This window comes from Marinobacterium iners DSM 11526, from assembly GCF_900107855.1.
Classification (GTDB): Bacteria; Pseudomonadota; Gammaproteobacteria; order Pseudomonadales; family Balneatricaceae; genus Marinobacterium; species Marinobacterium iners.
In genome coordinates, this window is sequence record NZ_FNRJ01000004.1 from 32,437 (window position 1) to 52,508 (window position 20,072).

The window sequence follows — 20,072 nt, forward strand, 5'->3', positions numbered from 1 at the left end:
TCTATCATGGATAAACGATCTGCCAAGGCTCACAAGGCCACCCACTGGTTGCACAATCTTGACCAGAAACTGTTTAACCACCCCAAAATCATTTTGTCGCTTATTTTTGCGATTACGCTGTTCTTTGCCGCTCAGATCCCCGGCGTCAAAATGTACTCGGACTTTGCGGATCTGCTGCCGCAAACACATCCTTACATCGAGTTGCACAACGACATAAAAGAGTCGTTTGGCGGGGCCAACGTGATTATCGTTGGGGTTGAGTTCACCGAGCACGATATCTTCGACAATGAGGCGCTGGCACGCATCCACCGCATCACTCAGGCGGTCGACTCACTGCCGGGGGTTGATCACAACCTGGTAACCAGCGTGACCCACCGCAACTCTCGCAAGGTGTGGCTGACGCCCGAGGGCAACGTCAACTCGGAGCCCTATTACAATCCTGAGCATACCGATCTGTCCGAACAGGAACTGGCGATCATGCGCAAGGATGTGGCGGCAGACCCTCGCGTGCTGGGTCCGCTGGTCAGCCCTGACCTGAGCATGGCTCTGGTCAAGGCACAGCTGATTGAAGGTAAGCTCGACTACGCCGCCACCTTTGAACATATCCAGCAGATGCGCGAGATTGAAGCGGCCGAAGGCGTGAAGATCCACGTGACCGGTCAGCCAATGCTGGTGGGCTGGGCATACCAGTATCTGGGTCAAATCATCGAGATCTTCCTGTTCACGGCACTGATCATGCTGGCGCTGCTGGTGTTCTATTTCCGCAAGGCGTACGGCATCTTCATCCCGCTCGCCGGGGTGATTGTTTCCTCGATCTGGGGTGTTGGGATCATCTCGCTGTTCGGCTATAACCTTGACCCGCTGAGCCTGGTTATTCCTTTCCTGATATCGGCCCGAGCCATGTCACATGGCATTCAGCTGGTCGAGCGTTACTACCTTGAGCTGAATGAACACGACAACCAGCAGGTGGCGGCTCGGCTCACGTTCGAGAGCCTGTTCAGGCCCGGCAGTCTGGGGGTTGTGTCCGATGCCATTGGTCTGCTGCTGATTGCCATTGGTTCCATTCCCCTCAATACCAAACTGGCGCACTACGCCTCTATCTGGGCACTGAGCATCATTCTGACCGTACTGCTGGCGGTACCACTGTTGCTGTCCATTTTACCCAAGCCAAAAAATACCACCATCAAACATAACCTGTTCCGCAAGGTGGGTTATGTCTGTGCGGACTTGATCAGTGGTGAAAAGGCGGCCAAAAAGGCATTGGGTATATCCGCTGTGCTGCTGGCAGCCGGGTTCTATTTCTCATCCCATGTGGTGATCGGCGAATCAGAGCCGGGTTCGCCCATTCTGTATCAGGATCATGACTACAACCTCTCATCCAAGGCGATCAATGACAGCTTTCCGGGCTCGGAAGAGATGTACATCGTGGCTGAAACGGATGAAAAGGGTGGTATCAAGCGTCCCGAGGTGTTGGCGGCGCTGGCAGACCTGCAGCGTCACATGATGCTGGACCCCGGTGTCGGTGGCTCCAAGGGGATTCCTGATCTGGTGAAACAGGTCAACCGCCTGTTGCACAACAACGATCCACGTTGGGCGCAAATTCCGGATGACGAGCGATATGTGGGTGGCTTGATGTTTACCTACATGATGTCGAACCCGATTCCTGGGGCGCTGAAGGAGTTTGTCGACAGCGATGAGCGCGTGGCCAACCTGGTGTTCTATTACAAGGATCACAAGGGCGAAACCCTGCGCCGTGCCATTCATACTGCCAAGCAGTGGATAGCCGAGAATGAAGGCAAGGTTGAAGGTCTGACCATCCGCCTGGCCGGCGGCACCATCGGGGTGATCGCCTCGCAGAACGAAGCCGCCTTTGAGACCAACCTCTGGGTGCTGCCGCTGGTATTCCTGCTGATCTTCGCCATGGTCACCTTCTTCTACACCTCGCTGATGGCGGGCGTGATGATGTTTGGTGCCATGCTGTTTGCCACCACGCTGACGTACGCCTACATGGGCCTGAGCAGCATGGGGATCAACTCCAATACCGTGCCGATCATCGCGGTGGGTGTGGGCATCGGTATCGACTACTCGATCTACATGATGGATCGCATCCGTGCCGAGATGGTGGTACTGGGCAATCTGAGTGCCGCCGTACAGCGAGCCATCCGTACCACAGGGCTGGCGATCAGTTTCACCGCCATCACACTGATTGCCGGCATCGTCATGTGGGTCGCGCTGTCGGATCTGCGCTTCCAGGCCGAAGCGGCACTGCTGCTGATCGTGATGGTGGTGCTCAACGGCGCGGCCGCCATGCTGCTGGTGCCGAGCTGGGTACTGGTATTCAAGCCCAAGTTTATCTGTAAAGCCTATGCGGACGAGGATGGTGTGATCCATGCCGACTCGGATGCAGAGGATTCGTGTGTCATGACAACCAAGGCATAAGAGGCCAATAACCATGTCGAAAACAATAACAACGACATTTTCTCATCTCGCAGTTGGCGTTGCGGCGGCGCTGGGTACCGGACTGGCGGTACCGGCCTTCGCAGCGGATACCACCTGGGCCGGCTATGTGGAAAATGCAACTTACTTCCGTGATGGCGTAGGGCTGTCCAAGTTCCGCAACACCGGTCAGGCACAGTTTGAAACCGTGTTTGAAACCGACAGCCTGCGTTCACTCAGGCTGAACGGTACCTTTCGCGGCACCTATGACGGCGTGTATGACCTGAATGACAGTGAGTTCGGCAAGGGGGCTACCGAGGATTACCTGGGGGCCAACTGGCATGACAACTCCACGCTGTCATCCAATACCATTTTGAATGCCGGGCAGGGCGGTGTTTCTTTTCCATGTGAAAATGATCCGACGCTGTGTAACAACCTGGATGGCTACATGGATCATGAAGAACGGGATGCCAGGTTCCCGGATTTCAATGATCAGCTCGACTTCATCCGTGAACTCTATCTGAGTGCCGACAAGGAACTGACCAACGGAGACGTACTGTCCTTCCGCTTGGGTAAGCAACAGGTGGTGTGGGGTAAGACAGACCTGTTCCGCGTACTCGACGTGATCAACCCGGTGGACTACTCGCGTCATAACATCTATGACGAGCTTGAAGATATCCGCATTCCGCAATGGATGCTGACTGCCGAATGGCGCATGGGTCCGAACAAAGTATTGGATGACTCCAACCTGTCCATGGTGTGGAATTTTGACAAGTTCCGCCCCAACAATCTGGGTACCTGTGGCCAGTCATATCGAATTGTGGATGCCGGGTGCTTCTTCAGTTCATATCTTGGCCCGGTTGGCGCCGGAATACCGATCATTCATGACGTGGAAGAGCCAAACTGGAGCCTTGCCAACACTCAGCTGGGTCTGAAGTGGGAAGGTGTCTATGGTGATACAACCTTCTCCCTGAATGCCTTGACCTATCGTCAGCAGATGCCTTCGTTGCATTGGCGAAATGCAAACCCGGCCGTTCCCTCGGCTGATGGTGTATTCAATATCGAGTTCCCACGGGTAAACCTGCTGGGTGGTTCAATCGATTACTATTCGATGAATATGGATGCTGTATGGCGTCTTGAACTGGCGTACACCCAGGGCGAGGAACAACCGCGAGACCTGTGGGGGCATCAGGAAACCGACATGCTGCGTTACGTCATCGGTTTCGACAAAAACATCATCATTCCTGAACTGGGCACCCGCAGTGCCTTCCTGTTCTCAACTCAGTTGTTCGGTGAACATATTCTTGACCATGTAGCGGATATGCCAAATGACGAAGACAACTGGATCGCTACCATGCTGTTCAAGGGTTTCTACAAAAACAATCGCTTGAGCCCGCAGATCATTGTTGCACATGACTTTGCTGCCGAGGCCACGGTGTTTGCTCCGAGTGTGTCCTGGACACCCGATAACCACTGGATGTTCAACGTTGGCTTGAACGTAAAAACAGGTGGCGACAAGAAGTTTCCCTGGAACCCGACCGGTGGTGCGGCTGGACCGGAGCAGTATGAGCCTCTGGCCCGATTCCTTAATGGCCCGATTGGTGTAGCCAATCAGGAAGACGAACTCCAGTTCAGCGTGCGTTACAGCTTCTGATGTACGACAACGATAATAAGGATACCAACATGTTGAAAAAGACTTTTTTCTCTGCGGCTATCGCCATGACGATGGCAGCCGGTGTTCAGGCGGCTGATATTCCAGAAGAGGTAATTCAGCAATCCTTCTACCCTTACAAGGATGGCGTGCCAAGCTTTAACGGGTTGCAGCCGGGCATGACCATTAACCAGAGCAACGTGGACCAGTTCAAGGATGCGCTGGACCCGGCCATGTACATGTTCGTCAAGAACGGCGACACCGAAATCAAGGTTGGAGAAACCACCGATTTTTCGCTGCACCCGAGTTACGTAGAGGCTACGCGCAAGTACTCGGCTGATGTGCAGTTGGGGGCTGGTCATGGTGAAATTTCGCCCACGGTTGCAGGTCGCCCGTTCCCGCAGGAGCCTTCACTGGATGACCCGCGTGCGGGTGAAAAGCTGGCCTGGAACTACAAGTACGGTTACAACTGGGGTGACTCCGCTGCCATCATGCCGTTCTACTGGACCACGCGTGACATGGCCAGCGGGAAGCAGGAACGTACCATCAAGATGAACTTCCACTTCCTGAACTTCACCCACCGTACTTCTCAGGAGCCCTATCCGAAGATTGAGCCCAACCCGTCAGAACTGTTCCGTGGCATCTACGTGCAGGTGCTGGAGCCCTACGACGTGAAGGACACGCAGTTGCTGATCCATCGCTTCGAAGATGACACCAAGGTGGATAACGCCTACCTCTATCTGGGTTTCCAGCGTCGAGTGCGCCGTCTTTCTACGGGGCAGACAACCGATGCCTTCCTTGGCACCGATGTCATGATCGAGGACTTCGAAGGCTACAACGGCCGTATCAGTGACATGAAATGGACCTACAAAGGCACCAAGTATCTGCTGATGCCGATGTATAACCACAATGACATGGAGCTGGATACCGAGACCCATCAGGATGAAGATGGCTATCAGGTCATCGCCTTCGGTGGCAAGGGTGGTTGTTTCCCGAACATCACCTGGCAGCTGCGCAAGGTCTATGTTGTTGAGTCTGAGCCGGTTGATCCGAACCACCCGATCAGCAAGCGTGAGCATTACATGGATGCCCAGACATTCATCATTCCGCGCAACATCACCTATGACCGCAAGGGCGACATGTGGAAGAGCTGGACCATCGGTCAGGCGCATCCCGATCACCACCTGCCGATCAACAAGGGCACTGGTGTCGCGATTGATGACTCGTTCACCATGATCGATATTCAGGCACAACACTGCACTACCGGACAGTTCAAGGGCATCGTCGATCCAGAGATGAGCCCTGTGGATAAGTTCAGTGTGCAGAACATGCGCGCCTCCGGCCGCTGATCCACTCCCTTCACTCATCATGTCAACATTTGCCCGGGCACTGTCCCGGGCTTTTTTTGCCTGCGCCTGAGCTTCGATTTTGCTAAACTCTCGCACTTTCTTGCCCCAATACACTTAACCAGACAGGTATCGCATGTCACGGCGTCCCGACCTGCTCAACGCGCCCATCCGCCCGACACTGGTGCGCATGACGGTCCCGATGATGTTCGGCATCGTCAGCCTGATGCTGTTCAATCTGGCCGATATCTGGTTTGTATCCCGCCTTGGTACCCAACCAATGGCGGCACTGGCGTTTACCTTCCCGGTTTCATTCTCGGTGGTCAGTCTGGCGATCGGTTTGGGTATTGGCACCTCGGCCACGCTGGCGCGACTGATCGGCAGCGGCAGCAGCGAAACCGCTGCACGGCTGGCAACTGACAACCTGCTGCTCACCTGTGTACTGATGGCGGTGGTCGGGGCAGGGGGCCAGTTTCTGATCGAGCCCATATTCAGCCTGATGGGCGCAGCCTCTGAGCTGATGCCGCTGATTCGTGGTTACATGCAGATCTGGTTTGCAGGCTCCGTGTTTCTGGTGCTCAACATGGTGTGCAACAGCACCTTCAGGGCTTCAGGCGACACGCGCCTGTCGGCCAGCATCATGCTGATCTCGTCGCTGTTGAACATGGTGCTGGACCCGCTGCTAATCTTTGGCTGGGGCCCCGTGCCGGCCTTCGGCATTGAAGGGGCGGCCATGGCCAGCGTACTGGCCTGGTCGATCACCACACTGTTGGCACTGCATCTGCTTTACCACCGCAAGGGAATGTTGCTGCTGGCGTTACCACAGTGGCAGCCAATGCTGCAGCACTGGCGCCAGCTGCTCTCGATCAGCCTGCCTGCATCGCTCTCCAACATGATGACACCGCTGGCCAATGGTGTGCTGACAGCACTGGTGGCGGTACATGGTGCCGAGGCTGTGGCGGCCTTTGGTGCCGGTGCCCGCATAGAATCCCTGTCGTTGCTGTTCTGTCTGGCCTTGTCGATGACGCTGCCACCGTTTATCAGCCAGAACTTCGGTGCCCTGCAGCTGGAACGCGTCAAATCCGCCTACCGGGGTGCCATACGTTTTGCACTGATGTGGCAGCTGATCATTTTCGCGCTGTTGGTGCTGCTGTCTGGCCCGATCTCAAGAATGTTCAGTGACGATCCTGAAGTGGCGCACTGGCTGCAGCTCTGGATGCTGATCGTGCCTGCCGGCTTCGGCTTTCAGGCTGTCACATTCCTGAGCGCATCATCCTTCAACGCCCTGCATCAGCCGATGCGTGCCATGCGCATCAGCCTGTTCCGGCTGTTCCTGATGTACGTTCCCCTGGGTTGGCTGGGTAACCTGCTGTTTGGCCTCACCGGCATGTTTGTTGCGCTGGTGATTGCCAACGCCATCACGGCAATGGTGGCGCGTTACTGGGTGCTGCGCTATCTGCGCACACTGGATGCCGAGTCCGGTGTCATCGCCGCTTCATAGTCCGGCGCTACAATCTCCTTGCACCAAAGTCATACTTCTGCCATGGTCAAAACAGACTATGATGGAATCAATTGCTGCACAGATTTTAAAAACAAAACAACAACACAACGCACCAAAAATGCCTGACGGCCCCCAGCCTCGCAAGAGGCGGAGCAGGCGCTCACTTTATGGAAAAGGGATGTAAACAATGAGTAAAAAAGTTGCATTGGTAACCGGTGGTACTGGTGGTTTGGGTGAAGCAATCTGTCGCAAGCTGGTTGACGCCGGCTTTCATGTTGTAGCGGGATACAACAGTGGCGGCAACCACGACAAGGCCAAGGCTTGGCAGGAAGAGCAGCGCAAGGCGGGTTATGAGATCGATGTGGCCTATGGCGATGTCACCAGTGAAGAATCCTGCGCTGCCTGTATCGAAACCGTCAAAGAACTCACTGGCCGTAATGTGGATGTGCTGGTGAACAACGCGGGTATTACCCGTGATGGCCAGTTCAAGAAAATGAGCTGGGAACAGTGGAATGAAGTCCTTAGCGCCAACCTGGACTCCATGTTCCACATGACTCGCCTGGTGATCAATCCGATGATCGATCAGGGCTTCGGTCGTGTCATCAACATCTCCTCGGTTAACGCACAGAAAGGTCAGTTCGGTCAGACCAACTACTCTGCAGCGAAGGCCGGTATCCACGGCTTCACCAAGGCACTGGCGCAGGAAGTGGCGGCCAAGGGTGTTACCGTCAACACCGTATCACCGGGCTACGTGATGACGCCGATGGTTGCCAAGATCGATGACTCCGTGCTGGAAAAAATCGCCAAGTCCATCCCGGTCGGACGCTTGGGTGAGCCAGACGAAATCGGCCGTATCGTGACCTTCCTCGCGGAAGACGAATCGGCCTACATCACAGGTGCCGACTTCTCTATCAACGGTGGTTTGCACATGTTCTGATACATGTGGGATAGATAACAAAAAGGCGGCCCAGGTTGGTCGCCTTTTTCGTTGTATGCCCTGTTTTCGCGTGAAGGCAATATTCAAGTAGCAAGAGTTGTCATCTCGATGAAGGGAAGATTCCATTATCACAGATTGTGTACGTAGTGCCATTCGGTGCAGCGGAACGCAGGTCGGGCAGTGCAAAAGTGGTTGTACCATTACCGCCAAATGTTGTGCCCAGCAAGCTGTATAGTGCCGCGTTGTTGCTGATGCTTAAAAGCTGACCCGCCGCGGGTATACCCACTCCTCTATTACCAGCGGTCAGTATGATTTCACCAATGAAGCAATCCCGGCCGTTGCCTGCAAGGCCTCTGCTCGTGTTGCTACCAAAAATCCCGACAGTGCCAGAATCACCTTGTGGTCCTTGTGGTCCTTGTGGTCCTTGTGGTCCAGCAGGTCCAGGGACCCCCTGTGGACCAGCGGGACCCACAGGCCCTTGAGCCCCAACAGCGCCAGGCAGCCCTTGAATACCTTGCTCACCCTGGGGCCCCATAGGTCCTTCTGGTCCTTCCGGGCCAGCCGCGACTCCTGCAGCACAGGGGCCCAAAATCCCTGTTGCCTTATAGCAAAGCACTGTATCGGCTTCGGGAGAGCCTGGAACGCCAGGCATCAGTATCGTTCCGTCATCGTTGATCCGGAAGAATTCGGTGCCTGTGGTGCTTTCCACAACAAAACCGCCGCCGGAACTTGGCAGGGTGGCGGTAATATCACCACTTGCCAGCAGAGGAGCGGAGCCGGTACCCAGAGTAATTAGCAGTGTAATTGGTAAAGCATGAGTAAACTTGAGCATATCAATGCCTCTTGAAAGAGTTTTACGTCTCAGGCGAGCCTGCGCTGCCTGAGACTACAGGCGGCGACAATAGCCAGAAGCAGAGCAAGGAGAGCAAGGGGCAGTAATCCTAGAGTAGGTATGGCAACTGCCGGTGTAAAACCTGTGCCTATTTGAACATTGCTGGCAAGGTTTACATTGTTGCGAATGACTTGAGCGCTGGGCCCAAGGATGATTGTGGCTTGACTGCCATCGTTGGAAAGCAGTTGCAGAGGCGTTGTTCCATTGCCCTGGAGCGTTAGAGTACCGTTGACCGTTAAAGCACGGCCGCTCGGCAAAAAGATTGAGCGACCACCGTTATCAATGATGGTCAGATTATTGAACACAGTGTTGCCGCTAAATACGACATCAGAGGTGCTGCAGCTGTCATCGATGATGACAGTACCATTACCCGGATTGAAAACGCCTTCATTCTGCCAGTTTCCACTCAACTGTATAATGCCATCACCGCCATCGAGCTGGCCGCCACTGGCGATGTCGACATTCATAATGTTGGAAACTTCGGCATTGTTAAGGGACAGGCCGCCCTGTACGTCCAAAACACCGCATGAAAGATCAAATGTGCTGTCTGCCGGCAACGAAAAGCTGGCGCCATCGGGAATCAGCATGTTGGCGTGGGCGGGTGGTATCAGGAGTAGGAATAGCGCGGTGAGCAAAACATGACGAAAGTAATACAATAATAGATGCATTTGATGAAAGTCCTTTTCATGTCTTTCGCCCCTTATGAGCCATATCGAAATAATATGTATTTGTCTGCTAAGGGAGACGATTTTGTTTTATTTTTCTTTTAAAACATTAGTTTGCATTCATTATGGATCGGTTGTCAAACGAGTTTTTCAATGACCGTTTTATTGGAAACAGGAGAAGTTGTTAAATAGGATTCTTGACCCTATACCCCACTTCAGGGTTTATGCTTAAGCCATCAAATACCATCACACGAGGTTCAAGATGGCTATCTATCAGTTTGCCCTGCACAACGTGCGCTGCGCCGGTTGCGTGCGCAGTGTCGAAAAATCCCTCAACAGTACCGAAGACATTCAGGACTTCGCGATCAACTTTGCCGACCGTACCGCCACGGTACGGACCGATGCCGACCCCAGTGTAGTGATCAGGGCGGTGGAGGCAGCCGGCTACGGTGCTGACTTGATGCAGGATCAAGACGACTACGAGAAGCGGGCCGAGCAGGAGCGTGAAGCCTATCGTCTCACGCTGCGTAAAAGTCTGGTTGCATTAACGGCAGGCGGTGTATTGATGCTCGCCATGCTGATCGGCTGGATGCCCGACCTGCATACCACAGGGGGAGTGCTTCAGGGCGTCGCGCTGGGCGTGGTCACTTTGGCAATCATGGTTTACAGCGCAGGCCATATCTATAAAGGCGCCTGGCTGGGGCTATTCCGCGGTGACCTGAACATGGATACCCTGATTGCTCTGGGTACCGGCACCGCTTGGGTCTACTCCACCGGGTTGCTGATTATCACCGCGAGCACTCCCGGCATATTGCCTGACGCCGCGATGCATCTGTATTACGAAGCGGCGGTGATGATTCTCGGCTTTATCCTGTTGGGGCAAGCGCTGGAAAGCCGCGCCCGCGGCAATACCACCGATGCCCTTCGCAAGCTGCTGGATCTGCAGCCGCGTGAAGCGATGCGGGTACGTGATGGCGAAAGCAAGTCAGTACCGGTGGCAATGTTGTTACCGGAAGATCATGTGCGTATTCGCCCCGGCGAGCGGGTCCCGGTCGATGGCACGGTGCTGGAGGGCAGCAGCCATGTGGATGAGTCCATGCTCACCGGCGAGCCGGTACCGGTCAAGCGCGAGCCCGGTGATCTTGTCACGGGCGGTACCGTTAACGGGCAGGGCAGTCTGCTGATCGAAGTCAGCGCCGTGGGGCAGAAAACCGTACTGGCACAGATTGTGGCCACTGTACGTGAAGCCCAGAACGCCAAGCCGGCGTTGGGCCGGCTGGCCGATCGCATTTCGGCCATCTTCGTACCGGTCGTGATCCTTATCGCGCTGCTTACAGCTGTGTTCTGGCTCTGGCTGGCACCGGCGCCTGCCTGGCCCTATGCAATCGTGGCGGCCTTGACCGTACTGATCGTTGCCTGCCCCTGCGCCCTAGGGCTGGCGACGCCGATGTCTGTGATGGTGGGCGTGGGGCGTGCAGCCGAACAGGGTGTGCTGATTCGCAACGGTGAAGCGCTGCAGCAGGCGCAATCGATCACCACGTTGGTGCTGGATAAAACCGGCACCCTCACCGAAGGCAAACCACAGGTTGTCGGCCTTCACTGCGAAGGTGACGAAACCGAACTGCTGCGTTTGGCCGCCAGTGTCGAACAGCATTCCGAACACCCATTGGCACAGGCGGTGGTTGAATACGCCCGCGACAAGGCGATCACACTGACAGACACCCAATCGTTTGAAGCTGCCGCCGGCAGTGGGGTGCAGGCCGAAGTCGAAGGCAACAGCATACTGTTGGGCAATCAACTTTGGATGCAAGAGCAGGGGGTTGATACCACTGAGTTTGAGCCACACGCCGAGCGCTTCAGTGAGGCCGGTCGTTCTCTGATCTGGATGGCGGTGGACAAACAGCCGGTGATGCTGCTCGCGGTGGCTGATCCGCTGCGCGAAGACAGCACCGAAGCGGTGGCTCAATTCCATCGCCAAGGGTTGGAAGTGGTGATGCTGTCCGGGGACAACGAACGCACCGCCAACGCGATCGCGAAGCAGGCGGGTATTGACCGTGTCATCGCCGAGGTCAAGCCGGAACAGAAACAGCAGGTGATCAAGGAGCTGCAGGCAGAAGGCAAAATTGTCGCAATGGTGGGTGATGGCATCAACGATGCACCGGCGCTGGCGCAGGCGAATATCGGTTACGCCATGGGGTCGGGCACCGATGTGGCGATCAGTTCTGCCGATGTCACACTGATGCGCTCCAGCCTTACGTCAGTGGTGGATGCCATCGCCATCTCGCGGGCAACAGTGCGTAACATCAAACAGAACCTCTTTGGTGCCTTTATCTACAACAGCCTCGCCATTCCGGTGGCGGCAGGTGTGCTGTACCCGTTGCTGGGCCTGCTGCTCAACCCGGCCATCGCCGGCGCAGCCATGGCGCTATCTTCAGTCACTGTGGTAACCAATGCGAGGCGGCTTAAGAATATTGCATTGAGATAAATCAATATGCTGACATAAAACATATATTTATTAGAACAACAGAATGTTTTGCAGTAAACTAGGCTTATTTTTAAACCCCCTGCCTGTGTAAGGACTAAAGATGAGCAAACTCAGACTGAAGGGTAAGCTGTTGCTCCTGTCTCTGGTGCCCCTGTTGCTGGTGGTTGCGGCCATCATGATCATTGTTCGCGTGCAGATGCAGGCGATGGGTGATGAAGAGGTGGAGCGCATCCGCAAGGATATGCTGGCCACCAAACAGACCGAGTTGCGCCATTACGTGGAGCAGGCGATCAGCGCCGTGCAGCCGTTGCTGGCGCGCAAAGGCATCACCGACGATGAAAAAATGGAGCGGGTAACCGAAGTGCTGAATGCCATGCGTTTTGGCACGGATGGCTATATCTTCGCTTTTGATCCTCAGGGGGTCACGAAAGTACATGGCACGAACCCTTCGCTTATTGGCAAAGATCTTTCGGGTCTGAAAGATCCGAACGGTGTTCTGTTCACCCAAGAGCTGGTCAAGGCAGGGCGCAGCGGGGGAGGCTTTGTTGAGTATTCATGGGAAAAGCCACAGCTGGGGCGTGATGCGCCGAAACTGAGTTATGCACAGGCGCTGCCGGGTAAGGATTGGGTTGTCGGCACCGGCTTCTACATCGATGATATTGATGCCGCGGTTGCGCAACTGGAAAATCAGATTCGCTCTTCTATCGCGACCACGCTTGGCATCATTGGTATTTCCGCGCTGATCCTGCTGGTACTGGTATCGCTGGTAACCCTGTATGTCGCACAGCGTATGGTACGCCCGCTGCAGCAGACTGCTGCGGCCCTCAAGGATATCTCGCGCGGTGAAGGTGACTTGACTCAGCGCCTGCCGGTTGAAACCGATGATGAAGTCGGTGATGTGGCCAGGGGGTTCAATGACTTTGTCGAAAAAATCCAGCAACTGGTACGCGAAGTGCAAACTGCGGTGCGCTCACTGAGTCAGTCAACCGAGTCGATGAAACATGTGGTGAGCCAAACCCATGAAGATGCCCATAAACAGAAAGGTGAAACCTCACAGGCCGCTGCCGCCATTCACCAGATGGCAGCCGCGGTTCAGCAAGTGGCTGGCAGTGCTGCTCAGGCAGCCGATGCCGCTCGTGAAGCCGATGGCGAGTCGGTAAATGGGCAAAAGGTGGTTGAGCATACCATCGAATCGATCAACCGCTTGGCTGATGACGTAAACCGTTCGGCAGAGGTCATTGCCAGCCTCGGCACCGATGCCGATCAGATCGGCACAGTGATCAATGTTATCTCGTCCATCGCGGAACAGACCAACCTGCTGGCGCTCAACGCGGCGATTGAGGCAGCCCGCGCCGGCGAGCAGGGGCGTGGTTTCTCTGTTGTTGCTGACGAAGTGCGCACCCTGGCAACCCGTACCCAGCAGAGCACCGACGAAATTCAGCGCATGATCGAACGGTTGCAGTCCGGCGCACGCAATGCGGTTACCGAGATGCAAAGCTCGCAGGCGCAAAGCCAAGACACCATCGAACGGGCCGATGAAGCACGCAACTCGCTGCAGCAGATTACCCACTCGGTCAGTACCATTACTGAAATGAATACCCAGATCGCCAGTGCAGCGGAAGAACAGACCGCGGTGGCTGACGAAATTAGCAAGAGCGTACAGCAGATTGCCGATATTGCTGACAAGGCCACGCACAATGCAGAAGAGCTGGCCGGTACCGCCAGCCAGATGGGCGAACTGGAAACACGCCTGAACCAGCTGGTATCCCGCTTCAAGGCGTAACCGGCGCCATTGCCACCCGATAATCCCTCGTTGACTGAACCGCCCGCATTTCGAGCGCGTATCAGTGAGCGGGGGATTTTTTATGCGTATACTTCGTCACATCTTGGTGTCGGCGCTGTTGCTGGCGACCGTTCAGGCAGCTGCCGCTCAGGTCGGGGTGGGCACTGGTTTTGTGTCGCCACTGAATTTGTACGGCACTGAAGCGTTATACAGCGTTGAGCGCAAAGGCAAAACCATAGGCCATTACCGACTTCGGTTTGACCAACAGGCCGACCGACTGCAGGTCGATATAGAGATGCAGCTGCAGATTCGTGTACTGGCACTGTTCAACTACCATTTTGAGTATGCAGCGCAAGAGCAATGGTCGACTGATGGACAGCTGCAGAAATTGAACGTCAGAATTGATGACGATGGAGCGCTGACATTACACCGCATTGAGCGTCAAAATGATCGGCTGTGCCGTGTTGAGGCGGCAGTTTGTGAGCCTCTGGGTCAGCGACTGCTTACTTCAAATCACTGGCACCCTCAGCTTCCACTACAGCAGCAGCTGCTGAATACACTGACCGGCGAGGTGAGCGAGTTGAATGTCACCGAACTGGGGCGTGAAACAGTGCAGCTTGGCAACGAAGCAATAGTGGCCACTCACTACCAATTGGGAGGGGATCTGGACGATACTCACAGCTGGTACGATCAAAATGGTCGCTGGCTGGGCATGGAGTTCAGTGCTCGCGATGGCAGTCGCATCCGTGTGCGATTACAGCCTGAGGCAGTGCCATTGGCGCTTAAGGAGGCACCATGAATATCAACGGCATTCCACGTTGGCCCTTGGTATGGATCACCGGTGCCGGCACCGGCATTGGCCGGGCCACGGCCCTCAGGCTGGCAGAACAGGGCAGTGATGTTGTCATCAGTGGGCGTCGACGTGAAATATTGCAACAGGTGGCGGATGATGCCAGAAAAGCCGGTTATATCGGACGTATACTGCCGCTGGAAATGGATGTCACCCAACCCGATGCCAATCAACGGGCACTGGACTGGATCGAGGCGCAATGGCGCCTGCCTGACCTGGTGATCTTCAATGCAGGCAATCATACACCCATGACACTGGACGAGCTGTCGGTGGAAACCTGTCGCAGTCTGATGGACATCAACTTTCTGGCAGTCATGGCCGGGCTGGAAGCGGTGCTGCCGCGCATGCGCAAGCGAGGACATGGGCAAGTGGCATGTGTAGCTTCATTGGCAAGTTATCGAGGTCTGCCGACAGCCGCAGCCTACGGAGCAAGCAAGGCGGCTTTGGTCAACGCCTGCGAAGCACTGGCGGTCGAGCTACAGGGGAGTGGCGTGCAGTTGCAGGTGGTCAACCCCGGCTTTGTACGCACTCCTCTGACCGACCAGAACCCATTCGACATGCCGCAGCTGATCAGCCCAGAAGAGGCCGCGTACCAGCTGGTCAAGGGGCTCGGAAGCCGCCGTTTCGAGATCCGCTTCCCTTCGGCGTTTGCGCGTACGCTGGCCCTGCTGCGCATGCTACCCTACGGTCTCTACTTCAAACTCATCAAGCGCAGCACTGGGTTTTGAGCAAAATCATCATGGATGCAGACACCACAGAACTAGAACAGCAGGCGCGCGATTATGCCGAGGCCTTCGCAAGCCTGACGCCCGACCGGGTAAACGACCTCTGCGAACGCCTGGCACCAGACGTGCACTTTCGTGACCCGTTCAATGATCTTTACGGACGCCACTCGGTGCGGGCGCTGCTGAATGACATGTTTGAACGTGCCGGAAAGCCGGCCTTTGAACTGCTCGAAGTCTGCTGGCATGAGCCCAATCGCTGTGCCTGGCTGCGCTGGCAGTTTGCTGCTCAGGTGCCGGTGATCGGTGAGCTGAAGGTAGAAGGCAGCAGCCGAATCTGGCTGGATGAGGCGGGCAGGGTTGCAGAGCATCTGGACTACTGGGACAGTGCCCCAGTGTACCTGCAATTGCCGCTGATCGGCGCATTGCTGCGGCGGGTTAAACGCAAAATGGCACTGCCGCCTCCAAACTGAAACCGTTCACAGACGCTGAATATTAAGGTTTCAACGCGTATACTGGCAGCTTGATGTCAGCAGCGTGAAACATTCTCCATGTCAGTAGCCCCACATATTCCGCACTATGAGCGCCGTCACTCACGCTGGTATGAGAGGCTGCTGCTGGGGTTACCGTTTCAATTTGTGCTTGGCAGCGTTTGCCTGTACCTGTTGCCGCTGGGGCTGCTGGCACCGGAATACATGCAGTTGCGCTGGTCAGTGGGTAGCGTAACACTGACTGCCTTGGTCGGTGCTTACCTGTTAAGTCTGTTTTTTCTCAGCCGGTTGCGCATCTATCCCGGTGCGCGTTCGCTTGCACACATACTGCCAACGGTATCCCTTGCCTGGTTTCTGGTCAGCGCCATTATTCTGTTGCTAAACCAGCCGGTACTGTGGCACTGGCACCTGTATGGCTTCATTGCGGCCTGTTTCTGGAGTGGCGCAGCCATTTTTGTAGGACGTCGCTTTCGTACCCAAAAAATCGCCGTAGTACCTTCAGTCAGAACAGAACGGCTTGAATCGACCGCATTCTATCGGTTTCACACCCTGGCCGAGCCGAGTTTTGGCGGTCGTCGTTTCGATGCCGTAGTAGCTGATCTTCACGCGGAACTGTCGCCCCAGTGGCAGCGCTTTCTGGCCCATGCCACGCTCAATCGCATACCGGTTTATCATATCAAGCAGCTGAACGAATCCATTACCGGCCGTGTACGTATTGATCACCTGTCCGAAAATGAGTTTGGCAGTTTGCAGCCATCACCCGCCTATGAGTCACTCAAGCGGCTGATTGATATCATCATCGTGCTAATCACATTGCCTGCCTGGCTGCCACTGATGCTGTTGGTTGCGGTCGCCATTAAGCTGGATTCCCCCGGGGCGGTATTGTTTATTCAAGAACGGGTGGGGCAGGGAGGGCGTCCTTTCAAAATCTGCAAGTTCCGCAGCATGCGTCATGATGCTGAAAAGAATGGCCAGCTGCTGGCACAGTCGGGGGATGAGCGCATCACTCGGTTGGGGCGTTTTTTGCGGCGCTCGCGGCTTGATGAACTGCCGCAGTTCTTCAATGTGCTGAAAGGGGATATGAGTTTGATAGGGCCACGCCCTGAACAATCTGTATTTGTGGAACAGTTTGAGCAGGAAATCCCTTTTTACGCCTACCGTCATGTTGTGAAACCCGGGATTACGGGGTGGGCGCAGGTAATGCAGGGGTATGCTGGTGACAGTGACGAAACCCGCATCAAGATCGAGCATGACTTTTACTACATCAAGCACTTCTCGCTGTGGGTGGACCTGTTGATTGTACTGCGCACTCTGCGTGTCATTCTGACCGGTTTTGGCGCCCGTTGAAACGAGATGAGGTGTGCTTTAATGGCGCGTTTGCATCATGCCCGGGTCTTCCAGCATATCCGAGCTGAATTCATCAAACTCCGGCTCTGCCGCTATCTGATACCCCTCGCTGGCCCACTCACCCAAGTCGATCATGCGGCAGCGTTTTGAGCAAAACGGTCGGTCCGGGTTATCGATGGAGTAGAGGGTGGGTATACCGCACTGAGGGCAGTCGAGCAGTTTGCCGGCCATTTACACCTCCTCCTGTGCCAGTTGCGAAAGTTGCGGGTGCAGGGCGTTGACCGACTCGCGCAACTGATCTTCGTTGCCACTGTTGTCCAGCACAAAGTCAGCGTGCTTCAGGCGCTCTTCACGTTGCATCTGAGCCGCCAGAATCTGGCGTACCTGTGCTTCCTCGATATTATCGCGAGCCATGGTACGACTGATTTGCAGTGCCTCGGGGGCATCCACCACAATCACCTTGCTGATCAGCAGGTGCTGGTCGGTTTCGAGCAGCAGGGGTGAAGCCAGAATGGCATAGGCGTGGCCCTGTTCGTCCAGCTGTTCAAGTGTATCCAGAATGTGATCGCGAATAAGAGGGTGCAGCAGTGCCTCAAGCCAGTTGCGTTCGCGTTCCTTGTCGAACACGATACGGCGCAGTGCAGCGCGGTCGAGGTTGCCATTGGCCTGGATGACGTGGTCGCCAAAGTGAGCGGCAATCTTGTCCAGTGCCTCACTGCCGGGTTCTACTACCAGTCGAGCTACACGGTCGGCGTCAATCACCGGAACGCCCAGTGAGATAAAACAGTCGGATGCAGCGCTCTTGCCACTGCCGATTCCACCTGTAAGTCCTGCTACCAGCATCAAAAGCTCCCCAAATAAGCGGAAATGATCTGATCACCCCAGACCAGTGCGATCCACCCGGCAATTGCCAGATAGGGCCCAAACGGAAGTGGATTCTGCGCGCTATGGCGACGTAATGCAATCAGGCTGAACGCCAGCACGACACCCACCACCGATGACAGCAAAATCACCAGCGGCAGTACCTGTACCCCGCCCCAGGCACCGATGGCAGCCAGCAGTTTGAAGTCACCATAGCCCATGCCTTCCTTGCCGGTCACCAGCTTGAACAGCCAGTAAACGGCCCAGAGTACAAGATAGCCGGCGGCCGCACCGAATACGGCACTTTCAAGAGAGGTAAATACACCTTGGGTATTCAGCAGCAGCCCCAGCCACAACAGGGGCAGAGTGATACTGTCGGGCAGCAGTTGGTGGTCCAGGTCGATAAAGGTGAGCACAATGAGTGCCCAGCTCAGGACCACCAGTGCCATGCCCTGAGGTGTCAGGCCGAAATGCCAGATCAACCAGCCCCCGATCAGACCTGTGATCAGCTCGACCAGCGGATAGCGCACCGAGATGCGCGTGCCGCAATCACTGCAGCGGCCACGCAAAAGCAGCCAGCTGACCACTGGAATGTTTTCGTACCACTGAATCAGGTGGCCGCAGCTACCGCAACGTGAACGCGGCACCATCAGGTTAAAGCGCTCCTGAGGTACGGGTGCAGACGCATCGGCATCAGCCTCAGCCTCAGTCTGTAGCATTGCATCCCACTCGCGCTGCATCATAACCGGCAGGCGCAGTATCACCACATTCAGGAAACTGCCCACCAGCAGTGAGATAACCAAAGCAAAAAAAGCCGCAACCAGCGGCTCTGTCATTAATAATTCAATCATTGCTTAGCCAACCACCTGGCCCAGCTGGAAGATCGGCAGATACATGGCAATAACAAGCCCGCCCACCAGCACGCCAAGAATGACCATAATCATTGGTTCCAGCAGGCTGGAAAGGTTGTCCACGGCATTATCCACATCTTCTTCATAGAAGGTAGCAACCCGGTCCAGCATATGATCAAGCGAGCCGGCCTCTTCACCAATGGAAATCATCTGCACGGTCATCACCGGGAATACACCCGTCATCTGCACGGCATGTTGCAGAGCCTGTCCGGTAGAAACGCCATTTCGAATCTGAATAATCGCATTGCGGTAGACCACATTACCGGCGGCCCCAGCGGCTGAGTTAAGTGCCTCTACCAAAGGAACACCGGCGGAAAACGTAGTTGCAAGTGTGCGTGCAAAGCGAGCGACAGCTGCTTTCTGTAAAATGCCACCAAAAACAGGGAGGCGCAGCACAGCTCGGTCAACCAAGTCAGAGAACTTTTCAGACTTGGCTTTGAGCTTGGTGAATACAAAAAACAGCGCCACGATGGCGAGCAGAACAACAAACCACCATTTCTGCATCCACTCCGACATACCTACTACAAGCTGGGTGAAGGCTGGCAAGTCTGCACCAAAGCCTGTGAATATGGCTTCAAACTGCGGTACAACCTTCACCAGTAGAATGGCAGATACTGCAATACCGACAAGAATGATCGCGATGGGGTAAGTCATCGCCTTCTTGATTTTTTTCTTGAGAGACTCGGTTTTTTCCTTGTACGTGGCAATACGGTCCAGCATGGTCTCTAGCGAGCCGGACTGTTCACCGGCTTGCACAAGAGAGCATACAAGGCTGTCAAAGTGATCCGGGTGGCGTGACAGGGAACCGGCGAAATCAAGGCCACTGTTAACGTCGCCTTTTACATCGTAAATGAGCTTTTTAAGCTTGACCTTCTCGGCGCCATTGCCCACCAGATCGAGTGCCTGCAGCAGTGGAACCCCTGCTTTCATCATCGTCGCCAGTTGGCGGATAAGGTAGGCTATGTCAACAGGCTTAATTGGCTTGTTGCGGCTGCTGAAAAGTGATGTGCTTTCACGCTTGATGCGGTGAGGATTGATTCCCTGGCGTCGAAGCAATGCCTTGGCAGATGCAAGGTCAACGGCATCAATTTTACCCTTGCTGACGTTTCCGCTTTTATCCTTGCCTTGCCAGGCGAATGTAAGCTGTTTCTCATCATTCTGATTGCGCTTGGCTGCTGTTGCCATAATCTATCC

At 55.3% G+C, this 20,072-nt stretch carries 18 protein-coding genes; 11 read left to right on the top strand and 7 right to left on the bottom strand.

The features are described from left to right. The first annotated feature begins 6 nt into the window (after positions 1-6). From BLV48_RS06135 to phbB, 5 genes are all read left to right on the top strand, one after another. Positions 7-2,439, top strand: coding sequence for an efflux RND transporter permease subunit (locus tag BLV48_RS06135; RefSeq protein ID WP_091824660.1), 2,433 nt, complete (start codon positions 7-9; stop codon positions 2,437-2,439). A 13-nt stretch (positions 2,440-2,452) separates the two neighbouring features. Continuing rightward, entirely contained in the window at positions 2,453-4,090 is a 1,638-nt protein-coding gene (locus tag BLV48_RS06140; RefSeq protein ID WP_091824662.1) for a DUF1302 family protein, read from the top strand. Positions 4,091-4,119: 29 nt separating this feature from the next. Then, entirely contained in the window at positions 4,120-5,436 is a 1,317-nt protein-coding gene (locus BLV48_RS06145; protein ID WP_091824665.1) for a DUF1329 domain-containing protein, read from the top strand. A 133-nt stretch (positions 5,437-5,569) separates the two neighbouring features. After that, positions 5,570-6,934, top strand: a complete 1,365-nt coding sequence (locus tag BLV48_RS06150) for an MATE family efflux transporter (RefSeq protein WP_254774980.1) — start codon at positions 5,570-5,572, stop codon at positions 6,932-6,934. Positions 6,935-7,121: 187 nt separating this feature from the next. Beyond that, the gene (gene phbB, locus BLV48_RS06155; protein ID WP_091824668.1) at positions 7,122-7,871 is read left to right on the top strand and encodes an acetoacetyl-CoA reductase; all 750 of its coding nucleotides are present in this window, start codon (positions 7,122-7,124) and stop codon (positions 7,869-7,871) included. A 100-nt stretch (positions 7,872-7,971) separates the two neighbouring features. Here phbB and BLV48_RS19530 read toward each other — a convergent pair whose 3' ends face one another. From BLV48_RS19530 to BLV48_RS06165, 3 genes are all read right to left on the bottom strand, one after another. After that, on the bottom strand, positions 7,972-8,157 hold the full coding sequence (locus tag BLV48_RS19530; RefSeq protein ID WP_309546607.1) for a tail fiber protein: 186 nt from the start codon (positions 8,155-8,157) through the stop codon (positions 7,972-7,974). Between the two features lie 17 nt (positions 8,158-8,174). Further along, complete coding sequence (locus BLV48_RS19125; protein ID WP_217632970.1) at positions 8,175-8,393, bottom strand: hypothetical protein; 219 nt, start codon at positions 8,391-8,393, stop codon at positions 8,175-8,177. A 339-nt stretch (positions 8,394-8,732) separates the two neighbouring features. After that, complete coding sequence (locus BLV48_RS06165) at positions 8,733-9,431, bottom strand: IPTL-CTERM sorting domain-containing protein (protein ID WP_139253892.1); 699 nt, start codon at positions 9,429-9,431, stop codon at positions 8,733-8,735. Positions 9,432-9,690: 259 nt separating this feature from the next. On the opposite strand from BLV48_RS06165, the gene BLV48_RS06170 reads away from it, so the two are divergent. The 6 genes from BLV48_RS06170 (at position 9,691) to BLV48_RS06195 (ending at position 17,106) form a co-directional block, all read left to right on the top strand. Then, a complete protein-coding gene (locus BLV48_RS06170; RefSeq protein ID WP_091824676.1) occupies positions 9,691-11,913 on the top strand; it encodes a heavy metal translocating P-type ATPase in 2,223 nt (740 codons plus the stop codon). A gap of 100 nt (positions 11,914-12,013) precedes the next feature. After that, entirely contained in the window at positions 12,014-13,696 is a 1,683-nt protein-coding gene (locus tag BLV48_RS06175; protein WP_091824679.1) for a methyl-accepting chemotaxis protein, read from the top strand. An 82-nt stretch (positions 13,697-13,778) separates the two neighbouring features. Further along, entirely contained in the window at positions 13,779-14,495 is a 717-nt protein-coding gene (locus tag BLV48_RS06180) for a DUF6134 family protein (protein ID WP_091824682.1), read from the top strand. Next, positions 14,492-15,274, top strand: coding sequence for an SDR family NAD(P)-dependent oxidoreductase (locus tag BLV48_RS06185; protein ID WP_091824683.1), 783 nt, complete (start codon positions 14,492-14,494; stop codon positions 15,272-15,274). The genes BLV48_RS06180 and BLV48_RS06185 overlap by 4 nt, the downstream gene beginning before the upstream one ends. After that, the gene (locus BLV48_RS06190; RefSeq protein WP_091824686.1) at positions 15,271-15,741 is read left to right on the top strand and encodes a nuclear transport factor 2 family protein; all 471 of its coding nucleotides are present in this window, start codon (positions 15,271-15,273) and stop codon (positions 15,739-15,741) included. The genes BLV48_RS06185 and BLV48_RS06190 overlap by 4 nt, the downstream gene beginning before the upstream one ends. 78 nt (positions 15,742-15,819) lie before the next feature. Beyond that, positions 15,820-17,106 (top strand): sugar transferase, encoded by a 1,287-nt coding sequence (locus BLV48_RS06195; protein ID WP_091824689.1) that lies wholly within the window; start codon positions 15,820-15,822, stop codon positions 17,104-17,106. An 18-nt stretch (positions 17,107-17,124) separates the two neighbouring features. Here BLV48_RS06195 and BLV48_RS06200 read toward each other — a convergent pair whose 3' ends face one another. The 4 genes from BLV48_RS06200 to BLV48_RS06215 are packed head-to-tail and all read right to left on the bottom strand — an operon-like array spanning position 17,125 to position 20,063. Beyond that, the gene (locus tag BLV48_RS06200; RefSeq protein WP_091824692.1) at positions 17,125-17,337 is read right to left on the bottom strand and encodes a DNA gyrase inhibitor YacG; all 213 of its coding nucleotides are present in this window, start codon (positions 17,335-17,337) and stop codon (positions 17,125-17,127) included. Further along, complete coding sequence (gene coaE / locus BLV48_RS06205) at positions 17,338-17,949, bottom strand: dephospho-CoA kinase (RefSeq protein WP_091824695.1); 612 nt, start codon at positions 17,947-17,949, stop codon at positions 17,338-17,340. Beyond that, on the bottom strand, positions 17,949-18,818 hold the full coding sequence (locus tag BLV48_RS06210) for a prepilin peptidase (protein WP_091824698.1): 870 nt from the start codon (positions 18,816-18,818) through the stop codon (positions 17,949-17,951). The genes coaE and BLV48_RS06210 overlap by 1 nt, the downstream gene beginning before the upstream one ends. 3 nt (positions 18,819-18,821) lie before the next feature. Continuing rightward, the gene (locus BLV48_RS06215) at positions 18,822-20,063 is read right to left on the bottom strand and encodes a type II secretion system F family protein (protein WP_091824701.1); all 1,242 of its coding nucleotides are present in this window, start codon (positions 20,061-20,063) and stop codon (positions 18,822-18,824) included. Positions 20,064-20,072 lie beyond the last annotated feature (9 nt).